Annotated in this window: 17 protein-coding genes; 4 read left to right on the top strand and 13 right to left on the bottom strand. The window is 31.0% G+C overall.

Annotated elements, in window-relative coordinates; all coding sequences use genetic code 11:
* Window positions 1-13: 13 nt before the first annotated feature.
* The 6 genes from spoVAE to spoIIAA form a co-directional block, all read right to left on the bottom strand.
* Window positions 14-373, bottom strand: a complete 360-nt coding sequence (gene spoVAE, locus CLMAG_RS03900; protein WP_066618163.1) for a stage V sporulation protein AE — start codon at window positions 371-373, stop codon at window positions 14-16.
* On the bottom strand, window positions 370-1,398 hold the full coding sequence (spoVAD, locus tag CLMAG_RS03895) for a stage V sporulation protein AD (protein ID WP_066618162.1): 1,029 nt from the start codon (window positions 1,396-1,398) through the stop codon (window positions 370-372). The genes spoVAE and spoVAD overlap by 4 nt, the downstream gene beginning before the upstream one ends.
* 16 nt (window positions 1,399-1,414) lie before the next feature.
* Window positions 1,415-1,870, bottom strand: coding sequence for a stage V sporulation protein AC (spoVAC, locus tag CLMAG_RS03890; protein ID WP_066618158.1), 456 nt, complete (start codon window positions 1,868-1,870; stop codon window positions 1,415-1,417).
* Between the two features lie 100 nt (window positions 1,871-1,970).
* Window positions 1,971-2,726 carry an RNA polymerase sporulation sigma factor SigF gene (gene sigF / locus CLMAG_RS03885; protein ID WP_066618156.1) on the bottom strand — a complete coding sequence of 252 codons (756 nt, stop codon included), beginning with the start codon at window positions 2,724-2,726 and terminating at the stop codon, window positions 1,971-1,973.
* A gap of 9 nt (window positions 2,727-2,735) precedes the next feature.
* On the bottom strand, window positions 2,736-3,167 hold the full coding sequence (gene spoIIAB / locus CLMAG_RS03880) for an anti-sigma F factor (RefSeq protein WP_066618153.1): 432 nt from the start codon (window positions 3,165-3,167) through the stop codon (window positions 2,736-2,738).
* 15 nt (window positions 3,168-3,182) lie between these two features.
* Complete coding sequence (gene spoIIAA / locus CLMAG_RS03875; protein ID WP_066618147.1) at window positions 3,183-3,518, bottom strand: anti-sigma F factor antagonist; 336 nt, start codon at window positions 3,516-3,518, stop codon at window positions 3,183-3,185.
* A gap of 477 nt (window positions 3,519-3,995) precedes the next feature.
* Between spoIIAA and speE the strand changes: the two genes are divergently transcribed.
* Entirely contained in the window at window positions 3,996-4,823 is an 828-nt protein-coding gene (gene speE, locus CLMAG_RS03870) for a polyamine aminopropyltransferase (RefSeq protein ID WP_066618145.1), read from the top strand.
* Window positions 4,824-4,848: 25 nt separating this feature from the next.
* On the opposite strand, the gene CLMAG_RS03865 is transcribed toward speE, so the two are convergent.
* A complete protein-coding gene (locus tag CLMAG_RS03865; protein WP_066618143.1) occupies window positions 4,849-6,615 on the bottom strand; it encodes an Eco57I restriction-modification methylase domain-containing protein in 1,767 nt (588 codons plus the stop codon).
* A 90-nt stretch (window positions 6,616-6,705) separates the two neighbouring features.
* On the opposite strand from CLMAG_RS03865, the gene pdaA reads away from it, so the two are divergent.
* The 3 genes from pdaA to gltB all read left to right on the top strand — a co-directional run bounded on the left by pdaA (window position 6,706) and on the right by gltB (window position 12,964).
* Window positions 6,706-7,623: a delta-lactam-biosynthetic de-N-acetylase gene (pdaA, locus tag CLMAG_RS03860; RefSeq protein ID WP_073393173.1), complete on the top strand. Its 918-nt coding sequence runs from the start codon at window positions 6,706-6,708 to the stop codon at window positions 7,621-7,623.
* Between the two features lie 101 nt (window positions 7,624-7,724).
* The gene (locus tag CLMAG_RS03855) at window positions 7,725-8,141 is read left to right on the top strand and encodes an RrF2 family transcriptional regulator (RefSeq protein ID WP_066618140.1); all 417 of its coding nucleotides are present in this window, start codon (window positions 7,725-7,727) and stop codon (window positions 8,139-8,141) included.
* Between the two features lie 371 nt (window positions 8,142-8,512).
* Window positions 8,513-12,964: a glutamate synthase large subunit gene (gene gltB, locus CLMAG_RS03850; RefSeq protein ID WP_066618137.1), complete on the top strand. Its 4,452-nt coding sequence runs from the start codon at window positions 8,513-8,515 to the stop codon at window positions 12,962-12,964.
* A gap of 310 nt (window positions 12,965-13,274) precedes the next feature.
* On the opposite strand, the gene CLMAG_RS03845 is transcribed toward gltB, so the two are convergent.
* From CLMAG_RS03845 to CLMAG_RS03820, 6 genes are all read right to left on the bottom strand, one after another.
* A complete protein-coding gene (locus tag CLMAG_RS03845) occupies window positions 13,275-13,835 on the bottom strand; it encodes a nitroreductase family protein (protein WP_066618135.1) in 561 nt (186 codons plus the stop codon).
* A 77-nt stretch (window positions 13,836-13,912) separates the two neighbouring features.
* Window positions 13,913-14,635, bottom strand: coding sequence for a WecB/TagA/CpsF family glycosyltransferase (locus CLMAG_RS03840; RefSeq protein ID WP_066618133.1), 723 nt, complete (start codon window positions 14,633-14,635; stop codon window positions 13,913-13,915).
* A gap of 152 nt (window positions 14,636-14,787) precedes the next feature.
* Window positions 14,788-15,441: a sugar transferase gene (locus tag CLMAG_RS03835; protein WP_066618131.1), complete on the bottom strand. Its 654-nt coding sequence runs from the start codon at window positions 15,439-15,441 to the stop codon at window positions 14,788-14,790.
* A 148-nt stretch (window positions 15,442-15,589) separates the two neighbouring features.
* Window positions 15,590-16,564 carry an acyltransferase gene (locus CLMAG_RS03830; RefSeq protein WP_066618129.1) on the bottom strand — a complete coding sequence of 325 codons (975 nt, stop codon included), beginning with the start codon at window positions 16,562-16,564 and terminating at the stop codon, window positions 15,590-15,592.
* Window positions 16,565-16,616: 52 nt separating this feature from the next.
* Window positions 16,617-18,170, bottom strand: coding sequence for a murein biosynthesis integral membrane protein MurJ (gene murJ / locus CLMAG_RS03825; protein WP_066618127.1), 1,554 nt, complete (start codon window positions 18,168-18,170; stop codon window positions 16,617-16,619).
* A gap of 22 nt (window positions 18,171-18,192) precedes the next feature.
* Window positions 18,193-19,296 (bottom strand): glycosyltransferase family 4 protein, encoded by a 1,104-nt coding sequence (locus tag CLMAG_RS03820; RefSeq protein WP_139264190.1) that lies wholly within the window; start codon window positions 19,294-19,296, stop codon window positions 18,193-18,195.
* Between the last annotated feature and the right edge of the window lie 52 nt (window positions 19,297-19,348).

Genomic DNA, 19,348 nt, shown 5'->3' with positions numbered 1-19,348 from the left:
CTGGGTTAAATTTTTACTCTTTTGTTTTTGGATTAAATAGCAATGCCATTATATACCCAAATATTATAGCTGCTGTTATACCTCCCGCAGCCCCTTTTATTCCTCCTGTAAACGCCCCTATCAAACCTTTGCTTTCTACTTCTTTTATAGTGGCCTTGGCAAGAGAATATCCAAACCCAGGTAGGGGAATTGTAGCACCAGCCATACCGATCTTAACTACATAATCATATATATTTAATGCCCCCAATATTACACCCAAGGTTACAAAACTTACTAAAATTCTTGCCGGTGTAAGTTTTGTTTTATCCATAAGTATTTGTGCTATAACACAAATCATTCCTCCTACTACAAAGGACATTAAGTAACCTCTCATTTTTTCTCTCCTATCTTTCCATATTCTATAGATACTGCATGAGCAATACCTGGTATACTTTCACCTTGAAGAGAGGATGTAGTACTTAGTAACGCTCCTGTAGAAATTAATAAAACTCTTTTAAATTTTCCACTTAGCATATTTTTATATATATATCCTGTATAAACTACTGCAGAACATCCACATCCACTTCCTCCTGCATTTGTTCCTTGGGTTTCACAATCAAATATTTCTTCTCCACAATCTATATAATTTTCTCTTATATTATAGCCATATTCCTTTAATAACTTTTCAGTAATTTCCTTTCCGTATTTGCCTAAATCTCCAGTAACTATTAAATCATAGTAATTGGGAGTTCTCTTTGTATCATTAAAATGTTGATATATTGTTGAAACTGCTGCCGGAGCCATTGCTGCTCCCATATTATTCGGATCATTTATTCCATAATCCTTAACCTTTCCTATTGTAACATGAGTAATATAAGGGTAATTCCCTTCTTTCCCTAAGACCATAGCACCTGCACCTGTTACTGTCCACTGAGCGGTAGGTGGTCTTTGATTGCCAAATTCTAATGGATATCTAAACTGTCTCTCTGCAGCTGCAAAGTGGGATGATGTAGCTGCAACCACATAATTTGCAAAACCTCCATCCATAATCATAGCTGCAACACCTAGGGATTCAGTCATGGTTGAACACGCACCATATAACCCTAGAAAAGGTATGTTCATGCCTCTGGCAGCAAAACTAGATGATGTAAGTTGATTTAATAGATCACCAGCTAACAAAAAATCTATTTGTTCTTCTGTAAGTCTTGCTTTTTTTATACTTTCCAGTACAGCTGTATACATCATATCACTTTCTGCTTTTTCAAAGCTTTCCTTACCATTTAAATCATCTCTTAAGATTATATCAAAATAATCCTTTAGATTCCCTTCTCCTTCTTTAGGTCCTACTACACTTGTAACAGAAATTATTCTAGGTTTACTTTCTAATCTTACAGTATGTTTACCTATTTTTTTATTCAAGAAGATCCTCTCCCTCTCATATCTTTTGCATAATAAAATAAATAATGCCCACTACTACTGATGAGCTTATTCCATATACAAGCACCGGACCCGCTATAATAAACATTTTAGCTGCTACTCCAAATATATATCCTTCTTTTTTAAACTCCATAGCTGGTGAAACTATAGAGTTTGCAAAGCCAGTTATTGGAACTACTGTACCGGCTCCAGCATGATTAGCTATTTTATCATATACCCCTATTCCTGTAAGTAGTGCCCCTATAAAAACCATAACAATAGATACATACGTTCCCAAATCATCTTTTGGTATGCCAATATTTAAAAAAAAATTATTAAAAAATTGTCCTACATCACAAATAAGCCCGCCTATAATGAAAGCATTTATACAGTTTTTTAACATATTAGGTTTAGGCTGAGTTTGTGAAGATATTTTTTTAAATTTCTCTTTTACTTTTTGCTCCTTAACTGACACAGAAGTCACTTCCTTTATTTAATAAGTGTGCAACTGATTTTAGTTTGTACAGTATTTTAATTTTTTAAACAAAATAAAATAGGATACAATTCACTGTATCCTATCCACCTAATGTTTCTCTCATTATTTTCAAAACTTTTTTTTCAATTCTCGAAACCTGTACCTGACTTATGCCAAGCATTTTAGCCACCTGTATTTGAGTCTTATCTTTAAAATATCTAAGCATAATAATTTGTCTCGACTTCACATCTAGGCTTTTTAAAGCTTCCTTTAATGCTATTTTATCTACCATTTCATTGTCTTCCTGAGGATTTTCACTAAGCTTATCTATAAGCAAGACTGGTGCTCCATCATCCTGATGAATCGTATCATATAAGTATTGAAGGCTGTTAGCTGATTCTGTTGCAAATACAATGTCTTCAACAGCTACTCCTGAGTACTCAGATAATTCCTCCACAGTTGGGTCTCTATTAAGTTTTTTAGTTAGTGCTTCTTTATCATAATGTAGTTTTTTTGCAGTATTTTTTACACTTCTACTTACTTTTATCATTCCGTCATCTCTTATAAATCTTTTTATCTCTCCAAGTATCATAGGAACGGCATAAGTAGAAAACTTAACATTATACTGATCATCAAAATTATTTACAGCCTTAACTAGTCCCATACATCCTATTTGAAATATGTCTTCATATTCATACCCTCTATTTAAAAACTTTTTGCTTATTGTAGCCACTAGAGCCATATTAACCTCTACTAATTTATTTAAGGCACTCTTGTCTCCATTTTTTGCAAGTTTAATGAGTTCTACATTGTCTTCATAATTATAACTCAATTTTTTTACAGCTTCTTCACTCATATCCTTCACCTAACTTAAAGATCTGAAAACTTTTTTCATTATCAATCTTGTCCCTTTGTTTTTCTCAGACTCCACTGTTAAACTATCCATAAAAGTATCCATAACAGTAAATCCCATTCCTGATCTTTCTAGATCTGGTCTAGATGTATACAAAGGCTGCATAGCAAGCTCTATATTATCAATTCCAGTACCTTGGTCTTCAATTATGACAGTAAGTTCCGTGTCCTCAATATATGCTTCAATTTTTACTATCCCATCTTTACTATTCTCATATCCATGAATAATGGAGTTTGTCACTGCTTCTGAAACTGCAGTTTTAATATCTGTTAGTTCCTCTACTGTAGGATCAAGTTGAGATACAAATGATGCCACTGCCACTCTTGCAAAACTTTCGTTTTCTGATTTACTGAGAAACTCTACTCTCATCATGTTATCGTACATTTCTAAATCCCCCCACTAAATATTCTCAACTGCTTCATCAATACTGTCATAAAGCTTAATTATTTTAAACATACCAGATAGTTCAAAAACTCTTTTTACAGAATCTCTAGCCTTTGTAATACATATAGATCCCTTCTTCAAGTTTAATTTTTTATATCTGCCAATTACTACTCCTATGCCAGAGCTATCCATAAAAGTTACACCTGAAAAATCCATTATTAATTTAACTATGCTATCCCTATCCAACCTATCATCAATTTTATTTCTTACTTCTTCTGCACTATGGTGATCTAATTCTCCAACCATGTAAGCTATTAATTTATCATCTTTGCTTTCAAATTCTAAGTACATACTATCCGCGCTCTACTAAAACTATATAAAAATATTGCCATAATAGTTTTAGCGCTAAAGCCTTTTGCTTTAACTTTAATTTACCATGCTACAATTTGTGGTACATCGTAACATGACTGCAATTGAATTAGAATATCAATTTACAGTATATGCAGATCCATCTGCATAGTCCGAGCCAGACACTCTTACCCCCCTTCTTTTGATTATTATGTATAATTTTCAAAATATAAACATAAAATATTATACTTATCTATTATTATATACATGGAATTATTTTCCTGCAAGTTATTTAACATTTTTATCATATATTTTTACCATTTTATATTTTTTTATACATAATAATAAGGAAAAACATATATCTATAATACTTTCCTAGAAATTCTACTATTCATTGTCAATTAATTAAATCATTGTTATAATATTATTTGCTTGATAAAAACACAGCGTATTAAAAGTTTTAATTAGGAGGTATTTATTATGGATATGTGGTTAAAAGAAGGCCAAATAGCAGATGCTGCTATGACATACAAAATAAAAGAAACTCTTGTTACAAAAAAAACAGAATTTCAAGATCTTGCTATAGTTGATACATATGAATTTGGAAGAATGTTGGTTTTGGATGGTATAATACAAACAACAGTAAGAGATGAACATGTTTACCATGAGATGATTTCTCATATTCCTCTATTTACACATCCAAATCCAAAAAAAGTACTTGTAGTTGGTGGAGGCGATGGTGGTGCTATAAGAGAAGTTCTTAAACATCCATCAGTAGAAAAAGCTGTATTATGTGAAATAGACGGAGATGTTGTTACTGAATGTAAGAAGTTTCTACCTGAAATAAGTTGTGCATTAGAAGATCCAAGATGTGAGGTATTCATAGGTGACGGAATAAAGTATGTTCACGAGCACAAAAATGAATTTGATGTTATTATAGTAGATTCTACAGATCCATTCGGAGCAGCTGAAGGTTTATTTGGCGGAAGCTTCTATAAGGAAATATATGAATGTTTAACTGAAGATGGAATCTTTATAGCTCAAACAGAAACACCATTCTATTTACCGGACGTGGTTAAGCGTGTTTATGATGATGCTAACGCTGTTTTTCCTGTGACAAGATTATTTATGGCAGCTATTCCTACATACCCTAGCGGATTCTGGAGTTTTACAGTAGGTTCTAAGAAGCATGATCCAAAGGCAGTAGATTTATCAAATACTATAGATATAGCTACCAAATATTATACTAAAGAACTTCATAAAGCTTGCTTTGTACTTCCAAAGTTTGTAGAAGATATTATAAGATAATTACATGAGGAGTTAAGACTAGTTCTTAACCCTCCACAATATTAATTTCATCCTTACTTAATTCAAAAAACTTATATAGATAGGATTCATCCATTTGACTATTATAATCTGCAATATATGGTATTGACAATTTCATAAGCTTGTTGGGATAGTATTCAAATAAATTTTCACCTAACTTTTTTCCAAAGGTTTTAAAATAAAACTCATATAGTTTACTATTTAATAAATAAAGTAGGTAATCATAGGAAAATACAGTATGTTCTTTTAATACCAATGAATATACATCTGCACTAAAATAGCTTCCTTTATCTAATGCAAATCTATTTGTACTAGATTTGTAAGGAAAAATTATTTTTTCTTTTTCAAATATTCCCCCATTTCTGCCCCATTGAAGTTCATACCATTTTCTTAGACCTTTTTTACATTCTCTTCTATTCATTAGTTTTTCCCTGTAGTTTATTATATAATTTATAGCATTAGGATATTTTTGTTCATTATCTATTAAATCAGAATATATTACGAACTTGCTTTCACCTAAAACCTGACCTTTATATATATAGCTGCTTTTTATCCACGGCTTTATTATATCCCTCTCTATATTCTCTTGAATTATTGTACTGTAATCTACAACAAAAGCCTTATCACACCCAGTTATTATACCCTGATAACTATCACAAATATCTTCCAGAAGGAAAGGACTTTTCTCTTCTATTTTTTTTATTATATTCCTCTGTTTTTCGTCTACTAATATCCAGCCCTTATTATCTAGATTTTTACTTAATACATAAAACTTTTTATAATTGTTGTCCTCATTTATAAATAATGCTTCATAAAAATCCTTTTTATTTTTACCTGTACTGGTCATAGGCTTTATCACTTCTATTTCTACATTATCAATTTGATTTTTAGGTATTTCTTCATTAATCAAAAATATTATTGCAGGATCTACACCAACATTCTTAAAAGGTCTAATACCATAGAAATCTACTATTTTATATAATTTGGTTTTTTCTAATAATATTTTTCTCAATTCTTCTCCGCTCGGCGATTCTATAAAATATCTAGATGTAATAAAAGAAAGCTTCCCCTTATACTCTAGTTTTTCTAATGCACTTTTGAAGAAGCAATAAGATATATCTCCCTTATCTTTATAAATACCTTTGTAGTTTTCTTTGAGAAGCTTTGAATACTCTTTATCTACTGATTTATGCCCAACATAAGGTGGATTTCCTATGATAACATTAAAATTCATATCTATACTATCCAATAAAAAATCTTTCTTTTTAAAGTTTTGCGTATTTATATATCCACTTATAGTGAACAGATCCAATAGCAACACTGTTAAAGCATCTTCATCTATATCAAAGCCATACAAATTATTGTCTATTATGTGTTTTGTTATATCTTCTTCTTTTAAATTTATACAGTTTTTTTCATTTATTAAATTTAGATTTTCACTAAAAATTTCTTTAAGATACTCAAAGCATGGAATTATTAAATTTCCACATCCACACGCTGGATCCAGAACTTTTATGTTAGGATTATTTATTATATCTTGTGGTTTTAAAGCTTCTTTTATAATAAATAAAGAAATCTCCTCTGGAGTATATACTATTCCTTTTTCTTTATTTAGCCCATTAAACCTAAAATATTCCTCTGACAACTTATTTTTAACCTTAATATTTAACATAGTCTTATAATTATTTATAGTTATGATCTTATACATGTTATCTACTGGCTGTAGAATTAAATCATAGAGTTCCTTTATTTTCTTTACAAAACTTTCATGCATCTTTTTATCCTCATTTTAACTAAGTATAAACCATCAAATTAAGTACATCATAAAGTATATCATATAATTAGTTTGGTAGGTGATATTTTAATGTATAAAAGAATAATAAGTATATGTTTATTAGTAGTAACAACTTTTTGTTCTTGTAGCAATAAAGCTGGTATTATAAATGACAATATGCCTAACACTACAGCTTCAAATAACTTAGTCCAATATCCTAGTGATTCAAATGACTCTAATAAAGATACTGACAAAAAAGATCAGTCAAATACAGATATAGATATAAAAAGCTTAGATAGTTCTAGATTAAACAGATCAGAAAAAAACTGGTTTTTTAAACCTAAAAAAGATGGTACACCTGCTGAAGAACCACAAGATATACTTAATCTAATAAATAAATATTCAGCTTATTATCTAGGTGATACCTCAAAAAAGGTTATGTATCTTACCTTTGATGAAGGCTATGAGAATGGATATACCTCCAAAATATTAGATATTCTAAAAGCTAATAATGTACCAGCTGCTTTTTTTGTCACAACACCCTATGTAAATACTAATAAAGATTTAATAAAACGAATGGTTGCCGAAGGTCATTTAGTGTGCAACCACACTACAAATCATCCATCTATGGCAGAGGTTGCAGCTAAGGATTCTTCTAAATTTGAAAATGAGTTTCTTGTGCTAGAAAAGGCCTATGAAGATGTTACTGGTCAAAAGATGCCCAAGTATTTTAGGCCACCTATGGGAAAATATAGTGAGCTTTCTTTATATTACACACAAAAACTAGGTTATAAAACTATCTTTTGGAGCTTTGCTTATAGTGATTGGGATCCTAAAAAACAACCTTCAGAAGACTATGGTAGAAAAATCATAATGGAAAGATCCCATAATGGAGCCATTGTTCTACTTCATGCAGTATCAAAAACTAATACTGAAATATTAGATGGAGTAATTAAAGAGTGGAAAAGTAAAGGGTATGAACTTCAAAGTCTAGATAAGTTGCCATAGATTAATTAAAAACCATTATATACTTCTCTTGACACGGAAACTTTTTGGTAGTATATTTTAATCACACCAATTAAGTACACTTTTGTATTGGAGAGGTATTCATGAGAATTACACAAGAAGCAGATTATGGATTTAGAGTTGTATTTTACTTATCTAGACTGGGATATGGAAAAAGGGTTGAAGCTAAAACTATATCCCAAGACGAAAACATACCCCTAAGATTTCTTCTCAAACTTCTAAGAAAACTTACTCAATCGGACATTATAAAATCCTATAGAGGTGTCAACGGTGGATATGCCCTTAATCAGACTCCTGAGAACATAACCTTAAAATCAGTGTTAGAGTCTATTGACGGTCCTATTCATCTAAACCGATGTCTTTATGACCCTAATCATTGTAATTTAAAGAGATCATCCCTATGTGGTGTTCACTGTGCTTTAGAAACAGTTCAACATAAGTTAATTACCGAGCTGGAAAGCATAAATTTTAAAGATATATTGGATGGCAAAATCTCATAAAATGATAGATTTTATGAGTTATCCTCAAAAATTTCAATAATAAAAAAGAGAAGCTTAAAATTCTGAATAGAAGATTTTAAGCTTCTCTTTTTACTAGACAAATTAAAATAAGAGACAGAAAACCTTGGCCTTATTTTTTTAAGTATTGTTATATATATCACAATGTCTTACTTAATATTTTAAACCCAACACTATATAATACCTTATAAAATTAATCTCATAGTGCTATATAGTAATTGCAATATCAGCATATGTATGCTACAATGTTGCATACATTTATAAAATCTGAAAATTGATTTTGCAAAAATAGCACATTTCATTTGTGTACAGATATTTACAATTCAACGTTTGTTAAAGGAGCTGATTTTATTATGGGTCAAAATAACTTTCCAGATCAACAAGGATTGTACAATCCTAATATGGAAAAGGATAGCTGTGGTGTTGGATTTATATGTCATATAGATGGATTAAAATCAAATTCCATACTAAGACAAGGTCTGCAAATATTAAAAAACCTAAAACATAGAGGTGCTGTGGGAGCTGATCCTACCACTGGTGACGGTTCTGGTATTATGCTTCAAATACCACATGAATTTTTTAAAAGAGAAACGCAAAAACTTGAAATACAATTACCAGATCCCGGAGATTATGCTGTGGGAATGGTGTTTTTACCTAAGGAGCCTAATACAAGACTTTTCTGTGAAGGCATATTTGAAAAAATATTAAGGCAAGAAAATCAAAAATTATTAGGCTGGAGAGAAGTTCCTATAAGTGAAAAAGCTTGTGGTGAATCAGCTAGAGCTACTCAACCAGTAATAATGCAAGTATTTGTTGACAGAAATGGTCAACCACAGGATGAGTTTAGACAAAAATTATTGATAGTAAGAAAACAAGTCCAAAGCTTAATTCGAAATTCTAAAAAAGCAAATATAGATGACTTTTATATTTGCAGCTTGTCAGATAGTACAATAGTATATAAAGGACAAATTCTAGGCTACATGCTGGATGAGTTTTATTTAGATTTGCAGGACCTAGCTTTCAAAACTGCAATTGCAATTGTACATGAGAGATATAGCACAAATACTTTCCCATCCTGGAAACTAGCTCAACCTTTCAGATATATAGCACATAACGGTGAAATTAACACTATTCGTGGAAACATCAATAAAATGAACGCTAGGGAAGGAGTTATGTACTCTAAAAGCTTAGGAGAAGATTTTAAAAAGATTTTACCTGTAGTTGAACCTGGCGGCAGCGATTCTTCATCCTTGGATAATGCATTTGAATTATTTGTTCGAAACGGTCATTCAATGGAATACACAATGATGATGCTTATCCCTGAAGCATGGGAAAAGGACTCAACAATGGATGAAAATAAGAAAGCCTTCTATGAATACCATGCTAGACTAATGGAGCCATGGGATGGCCCTGCGACTATTGCCTTTACTGATGGTACTAAAGCTGGAGTTACATTAGATAGAAATGGACTAAGACCAGCTCGCTATTTGATAACAAAAGATAATTTAGTTATTCTAGCATCAGAAACTGGTGTAGTAGATGTGGAAAATGATATGGTAATTGAAAAGGGCTTAGTTGAACCTGGAAAATTACTTTTAGTTGATACTTCACAGGGAAGAGTTATTTATGATGACGAGACTAAAATGAAAATATCTAAAACAAAACCTTTTAAAGAATGGACTAAAAGAAATAAGTTAACTCTTAAAGATATACAACAGTCTTGTGAAATAAAAACAATGAGAAGAGAAACTCTATTGTTGAAACAAGAAATGTTTGGATATAACAAATCAGAACTCCAAAATACAATTGCATATATGGCTAATAATGGCGAAGAACCAATAGGGTCTATGGGATTGGATATTCCTCTTGCGGTATTATCTGATAAACCTCAGCTTCTATTTGACTATTTTAAACAAACTTTTGCTCAGGTTACAAATCCTCCTATTGATCCTATAAGAGAAGCAACAATTATGTCTTTAACTCAATATATTGGAAATCACGGTAAGGTTCTTGATGAAATAGAAACTGAATTAGATCAAAAGTATATTGAACTTCACCATCCAATGCTTTCTAATTCAGAACTAGAAGACATAAAACATCTTGATGATGAATACTTTAAAACAATTACAATCCCAATAATTTTTGAAACTGACCGTAAAGACGGCTTAAAAGAAGCTTTAGAATATTTGTGTAAACGTGCGGAAGAGAGTGTTATGAAAGGACATAATATTTTAATATTAAGTGACAGAAACACGAATTTATATTATGCTCCAATTCCAAGCTTACTAGCTTTAAGCGCCGTAAATAACCATCTTATACAGAAAAAATTAAGAACCTCAGTTGATTTAATAGTGGAAACAGGCGATGCTAGAGACGTTATGCACATGGCTTTATTATTAGGCTATGGAGCAAAAGCTGTTAATCCGTATATGGTATATCATATTATTTTAAATATGATAGAAGAAAAAAGATATTTAAATAATATAGAAACTGTTGAAGAAGGATTTAAAAATTACTGTAAAGCTGTTTCATCAGGCCTATTAAAGATTATTTCAAGAATGGGGATTTCCACATTACAAAGCTATAGTGGGGCTCAAATATTCCAATGCGTAGGTATACATGAAGATATAATAGACCAATACTTTCCTCATACTCCTGCAAGAATCTCAGGAATTACTCTTGATAGAATTGCAAGCGAAGTTGTAGAAAGGCATTGCTCAATCTATGAAAATGATTCTAATTTAAACCATAAAGAACATCATATACTTCCACCTACTGTTGTAAAAAAACTTAGGGATTTATCTGTAAATAATACTACATCTGACGATTCCCTTGAACAAACTGATAGACTTGTAACCATAAGAGACCTATTGGAATTTAAAAACAGAAGAAGCATTCCAATAACTGAAGTAGAGCCTGCTGAAAACATTTTAAGACGTTTCACAATTTCCGGTATGTCTTTTGGTTCCTTAAGCAAAGAAGCTCACGAAACAATAGCTGTTGCCATGAATAAAATCGGTGCTACCAGTAATTCTGGTGAAGGTGGCGAAGATCCTAGTAGATACCAATTAGGATTTAATAGAGAAAATCCTAAAAGTGCAGTTAAGCAAGTTGCATCTGGAAGATTTGGAGTAACTACTAATTATCTTGTAAACTGCAACGAACTTCAGATTAAAATGGCACAAGGTGCAAAGCCTGGTGAAGGTGGCCATTTACCTGGTAGCAAGGTAACAAAAGAGATTGCTAAAGTTCGTCATTCTATTCCTGGAATAGATTTAATATCTCCACCTCCTCATCATGACATATACTCTATAGAGGATTTAGCTCAGCTTATATTTGACTTAAAAAATGTAAATCCAACTGCAAGAATAGGAGTAAAGTTAGTATCCGAGGTTGGTATTGGTACTGTTGCTGCAGGTGTAGCTAAGGGACATGCGGATGTAATTATGGTTAGCGGTCATGATGGTGGTACAGGAGCTTCTCCTATTAGTTCAATGAAATATGTAGGCCTTCCTTGGGAATTAGGGCTTGCGGAAGTTCAACAAACTCTACTATTAAATAATCTAAGAAGTAGAGTTACTGTGCAGGTAGATGGAAAATTAACCTCTGGACGAGACGTTGTCATTGCAGCTTTACTTGGAGCAGAAGAGTATGGATTTGCTACTACTGCACTTATATCACTTGGTTGTATAATGTGCCGACAATGTAACTTAAATAAGTGTCCTGCTGGAATTGCAACTCAAGATCCTGAACTTCGTAAAAAGTTTAAAGGAAAACCTGAACACTTGATTAGTTATCTAACTTTTGTTGCCGAAAAGGCACGAGAAATAATGGCACAGCTTGGATTCAGAACGGTAGATGAATTAATAGGAAGAGTTGATGTATTAGAGGTTAAAAAAGCTTCTAAAGACAAAATTAAAGATTTAAACTTATCCCCAATTTTATATAAACCAGAGCTTCCTTCTCGCATAGTTGGAAAGCGTACTATTCCACAAGAGCACAAAATAGATGAAATAATAGATAGAACTTTAATTCAAATATCACAACCGGCTTTAGAAAAAGGAATTAAGGTTGAGGGTGAATTTAGCATTAGAAATACAGATAGAACTGTAGGTGCTATGTTAAGTGGCGAAATTGCAAAACGCTATGGAAGTGAGTATTTACCTGAAGATACTATTAGATTAAGATTAAGAGGTTCTGCTGGTCAAAGTTTTGGCGCTTTTGCAGTAAAAGGTCTTACTTTAACTCTTCATGGAGAAGCCAATGACTACTTAGGAAAAGGACTATCTGGTGGCAAAATAATATTAGTTCCAGAAGAGAACTGCACTTTCAACCCTAGTGACAATGTTATAGCTGGAAATACACTCCTTTATGGAGCAACCTCTGGTAAAGCATTTATCCTAGGTAAAGTAGGTCAAAGATTTTGCGTAAGAAACAGTGGTGCCGATGCAGTAGTAGAAGGCATAGGTAATCATGGTTGCGAATACATGACAGGTGGAATGGTGGTTATTTTAGGACCTACTGGCAGAAACTTTGGTGCTGGTATGAGCGGTGGAATAGCTTATGTTTTAGACGAATCTGGGGACTTTATAAACAAGTGCAATAAAGGGATTGTACAAATAAAATCTGTAACTAATCCTAAAGATGTTTCCAAATTGAAAGAACTAATTAGCGAACATTATTCATATACTAATAGCTCGAAAGCTAAAGAAATTCTGGATAACTGGGATGCTAATATAAGTAAATTTTTAAAAGTGACTTCTCCTATTTATGAAAAACAATTAGACTTACATGAAAATCTATAAATAATCACGCACGAAAGTTGACTTATCCTGCTGGATATAATACTAATCTTCAGCACGTTAAATATTTCTAAGTAGTCTAAAACTCAGAATTTGAGAAAAAGCAAGAACCTATGATAACTCGCTATACGCTCAGACAATCATAGATTCTAACTTTTCCTCAAATTCTTCGTTAAGACTACTAAAAAAACATTTAAATCTATCTTCAGATTAGTATTATATCCCTCCGAATAAGTCAACTTTCTGTTGTGAATATCTACATTATTCTAAAGTAAAAAAATATTCTCTTTTATGTTCAACACAAGAATTATATTTAATGCAGCACTTCTACTTTATCAGTATAAGTTGTATTCCAGTTATTTAAGAATACATGGTTTTTAGCATCCTTTTTAGTTTGATCATTTTTCTTCTCAGCAATTTCTCCTACAGGGCTTAGGCCTACTACCCTATAACTTTCAGGTATACCTAGTTCGCTTTTAACCTTCTTTTCATCTACTGCTGCAATCCAACAAGTCCCATAACCTTCTTCTGTAGCAGCAAGAATAAAGTGCTCCATAGCTATAGCACCATCTACTAAATAAAATTCTTTATTATCTGTTTCTCCTGATTCTTGAGGACTAGCTACTACTACTGCAACCATCGGTGCCTCTTTAACTGAATTTGCAGCATCTTGTGTTTTATTTTTAATAGACTCAGCTATGACACTCTTCTTATGTTCTTCTTCTACTAAAATAAACTTATAGGATGCTTCGTTCTTCCAAGATGGAGACATCATAGCTGCATTAATCATTCTTTCTACTTTTTCTCTATCAAGACTAGTATTCTTAAATTTTTTTATACTAGTTCTATTTTCAATTACATCATAAAACTGCATATAATCACACTCCTTTAAAACATAGTCTGCGTAAATTATATACTGATTATTCAACATCAGCTGTGTAATTATAAGAACTATTTCTGTTTAGATTTATTATATTTTATCACTTGTAACAAAAATTTAGGTATGGAAGTTAATCTTTTAATTCTCCATGGCTCCTTTGAAACTCTATATAACCATTCCAAGCCTAAACCGATCATCCATTTGGGTGCTCTTTTAATTTTTCCAGAAAATACGTCAAAGCTTCCTCCAACACCCATAAAAACTTTACAGTTTAACTTATCCATATTATCAATTATGAACATGTCTTGTCTTGGTGAACCCATAGCTACAAATATAGCATACGGCTTTTTACTTTGAATATCTTTTAAAATATGATCACAGTTTTTTAAGTCAAAATACCCATCATGACTTCCAACTATATTTAAATTAGGGTATTTAATTTTCAGCTTTTCTATACAGCTTTCTAGTATGTCCCTTTTAGCACCAACTAGGTATATACTCTTACCTTCTTTCTCGCATTTCTTTATTATTTCTTCCATTACTTCTATACCAGCAATCTTTTCTTTTACAGGCTTTCCAATAATCTTTGCTGCCAATACAGTCCCTACTCCATCTGGAATTATTACAGCATTTTTTCCGGTAAAGCTAGAAAACAATAACTCATTATTAAGACCATTATGTAGTACCTCTGGATTTCCTGATATTATATTTACCTTATCAAACTTTTCTATGTAATTAATCAATTCAAGTTTAGTACCATTAAAAATATTGTATTTTAATATTCTAGTAAACATTGCTTCCTCCATTTATAATTTATGTTATATAGAAAAAAATTAAGTAGGATCTTTCCCACTTAATTTTACATTTTAAATCTAAACTTTTCAATTACATCCGATGACTACCCGCTCTAATACTCCCATCTGATTCAAGTTTCCACTTCATGATATTAGAATGCACCTTCTTCATTTACCACAGAGAATACTGTTCTAAATAATATCTTTATATCAAACAATATAGAAAACTTTTTAATATAAGTTAAATCATAATAAACAGTTTTGCCAAGTTCAATCTCTCCTCTTCCACTAACCTGCGCTAAGCCCGTTATTCCAGGAGGAACTAAAAGCCTTTGTCTATATTCCTCAGGATAATATTTAACTACATCTGGTATTTCAGGTCTTGGCCCAACTAGGCTCATATTTCCAATAAGTACATTAAATAATTGTGGAATTTCATCTAAGCTAGTTTTTCTTAAAAAAGCTCCTGATTTAGTTATTCTATTATCACTCTTGCTTTGAAACACAAAATTCCCTAAATCATTTGGATCTATTTCTAATTCTCTTTTCTTTTCAGCGTCTACAATCATTGTTCTGAATTTATAGATAGTAAAGTCTTTTCCATCTTTTCCTACTCTAATTTGTTTAAACACAGCTGGTCCCTTTGAATCCAACTTAATCCATATAGCAAGTATTATAAAAACTGGAGATAATATAACTATTCCTATTATAGACAATATTATATCCATTAATCTTTTGATAAAAAATTGAATCTTCTTACCTTCTACATCTCTTTCTATGTCTATTTTTATACTTTCATTCTGCATGAATATCCTCCTAAAACTTAAATGAAGTGAAACTATCTACAATTATACAATATACCAAATATATAATAAGTTTACAATACATTTATAGAAAATCCCTACCTATCCCTAATAGGTTTTAGGAAGAAAGGTAGGTATCTTTATTTACAATTTATAAATAGTTTTTAGCTTTATTTATTACTATGGGACTTATAAATGATACTATAAAGGCTTTAACCAAAAATTGCAAACTATTTATTGCAAAAGAATTATTTATATAATACTGTGTAAAATAGTATAATATAATCGCATGGGATAGGTATATAGAGTATGAGTTTTTAGCAATATAACTTATCCACTTCATAAAAATATTTTCTTTCCATTGTATGCAAAATACGAAAAGTATAAATAATATACTGTATAAAAATATCGTAGGTCTTAAAAAAGTAGTGGCATATTCAATATCTTTACCTACTCTTATACTGGTAAAAGCCTCTTGCAGCATTATGTAAATTGAAAGAAAAAATAGAACGTAAATTATTCTTCTATATTTTCTTATCTTTTCTAAAAACCTATCTAAATTTTCTCCTATAAAGGCGCCAAAGGAAAAATAGAAAATCCAGTCAAGTAAATTTTTTCTCTCTAAAAACCATTCCATATCATCAGACATTACAAAGTAATGACTGTAAATTAAAATTCCAAATGTAAGTAAAAAACTAGTTATAACAGCCCATTTCTTACCTATAAACCTATATAGAAATGGATATATAAGATAAAACTCTATAATTAAAGGAACATAATAAAAATGGTAAAAAACTTTTCCATAAACCACATCATATACTACACTGTAAATTTCAAAGTTCTTGGTAGTTAAATATATATATATTAAACACCAAAGAATATATTGTGGAACAATTCTACTAAATCTACGTCCAATAAAAGCAAAATATCCTAACTCCTTTTTATTACTTAAGGTTAATCCCATTCCAGATATAAATATGAACGCTGGTACGGAAAATCTAGAAAGTTGATTAATTATAATAGATATTTTATAGATATATGAGTTAATATCACTCCTATATAATATAGTCGCCGAAACATGAATAACTACTACTGCGACAATAGCTAAAGCTCTAATTACATCCATTCCTAAAATCTGTTTTTTACTAATTTTTTACCCCCCTTTCTCTAACATATGTTTATGCTATTTTACTTCTAATATTATCTATTAAATATTTGAATTCTTCAACTTTAACAAAATATAAACAAATACAATATGTAATACTTCCTAAAACAAATGAAATAATAAGGGATATTAGACTTCCTACCATTTCATCCACAGTTCCAACCTTTAGCATAACCATTTTATTCACAAAGAATAAAGTTATTCCCATAATACCTGAAGAAAGAAGTATCTTTAAGAAACTATTCCACATTTTTTTAAGCTCAATACCTTTTAACTTCTTATTTAAATCCAGAGCCATTAAAATAGTTGTAACAACTGCCGATATTGTAGTTGCCAGTGTTAATCCTGATACCTTCATATACTTCATAATAATAATATTTATAATAATGTTCATTATTATTCCTATAAAACTGTTTATCATAGGGGTTTTAGTGTCTTTGATTGAATAAAAGGCTTTATTAAGTATATCTCTTACACCATATGCAATCATTGCAGGAGCATAGAAAAGTAATGCACTGGCAGTTAAATCAACAGCTTCGCTGCCAAAAGCTCCTCTTTTAAAAATCACTGTTATTAACGGAACTCTCATTACTGCAATCGCCACAGCTGCTGGTACCATTATAAGCATTATAGTACTTATTGATTTGCCCAATGCCTTTTTATACTCTATTTTATCTTCTTTAGCTGCTAACTCTGAAAGTGTAGGATAAACAATCATAGCTATTCCTATAGCAAAAACCTCATATGCAAGGGTATTTATCTTATTTGCGCAATCTAAAACTGTAACAGCACCGAAAAATATATTTGTTGCAAAGGATCTATTTACAAATGCATTTAACTGTACTACAGAGGTACTAATAATAACTGGCACCATTAACTTAAACATACTTAATATTTGTTTATCCTTTAAATCTACAATTCTTTCATATCTATATCCTAACCTTTTATATTTAGGTACATTGATTAGAAATTGTATAAAGAAACCAACTACTGTAGCTATGGCAAAGCCTTTTATTCCAAATTTATTAGTTAAGAATACTAAGTAAATTACATAGACTATATTGGAAACCATAGCCATAGCTGCAGGTTCATAAAATTCTTTATGAGACTGAAGTACCCCTGTAACAACACTTTGTAAACTAACAAATATCAAAGATAACATCATTATTCTATTGATTTCTACAGCAGCAGAAAATACATTTGGATCATTTCCAAATCCATGTCCAAATACATATATTATATATTTACTAAATACTATAAGCAAAACCATAACTATTATAGTAAAAATAGAGTATAAATTTATAACATTATTTACAAATCTATTACTAGCCCTCTTTGTACTATTTTGGAGATTTTCAGTATGAAGGGGTATAAAAGTAGTAGTAAGTCCATAACTAACTGTAGTAAGCAGATATACCATTCCTAAAGCAAAATTATATATATCTGTAACATAAGTAACTCCAAATTGAGCTGCTATAAGAGCATCCCTTACTAAGGCTAAAACTTTTCCTAAAATTATTAGTACCATTACTATAATTGAACTTTTTATTACTTTCTTACCTGCCATCAATTTCACTCCATTATTTTTTTTAAAGTATTTCCTTATAAGCACTATAATATTTGCTGCAGAAGCTATCCATAGAATATCTATTCTTTACAAACTGATAAAGATTTTCTCCCATAATATCTAACTCTTCTCTTCTATCGTAAGAGTCTCTCATCTTTTCATATATGTCCTGAGCTGAATTAGGATCTACTAAAAATCCTCTTTGCTCATTTATAGTTTCTTCTATATCCCCAACTTTTGAACATATGAAAGCTTTTTTTACTGCTGCACTTTCCAGTACTACTAAAGGTGGTGACCCGCCTTCACTAAAAGAAGTTAGAATACTTATATCCGCTGCATTTACAATATCTATTGGCCTATTTGCAAAACCTGTAAGTATTATATCTTTTTCTAAACTTAAAGTTTTTATTTGGCTCCTTACTGCTTCTTCCAGTTCACCATCACCAACTAAGAGAAGCTTCACTCCCTCTCTTTCTTTCTTCAGTTTACTGAATGCTTGTATAAGCCCTAAGTGATTTTTAATAGGATGCATTCTAGCTACAGAAACATATACAAAGTCTTTCTCCTGCAAACCATACATCTTTCTAATAGATTCTTTATTACTAACAACATTTATGGCATCATAATCTATTCCATTGTTAACTATAAATTTCTTTCCTTTAAAATTATCTTTTTTAAGTAAATCACTTATATAATTAGACACACATATATAATGTTCAAAGCTCTTTAAGCCTTGAATGCTTAAAGGAGTAAAAAATACTTGTTTAATTTTATTGTTTAAAAAATCCTTTTTGTAGTTACTATGTATGGTAGCTACTGATGAAACTTGGAGTTTATGCTTTAAAAACCAATGCATAAAAAAGGCTTTTGCTCCATGAAAATTTATTATATCTATTTTGTTTTCTATGACATATTTTAAAATTGAACCATCATAGGCAGCCTTACTTCCAAACTGAACCATAGATATACCTAAAGCTTTACCTCTTTTATAAAGGTCTCCTGGACCTATACACCCTATAGTGCATTCAAATTTATCTTTAGAATAGAAGCTTAAATTTAAAACATGATTACCTCCGCCTCCATTATCATTACCAGATATTATTTGTAATACCTTAATAGTAAACACCTCCGAGAATTAATAAACTTTGTTCAATAATAACTTAAATCAATACTTTATT

The sequence above is a fragment of the Clostridium magnum DSM 2767 genome (assembly GCF_001623875.1).
Classification (GTDB): domain Bacteria; phylum Bacillota; class Clostridia; order Clostridiales; family Clostridiaceae; genus Clostridium_AM; species Clostridium_AM magnum.
This window is presented reverse-complemented; position numbering and strand designations above follow the sequence as displayed.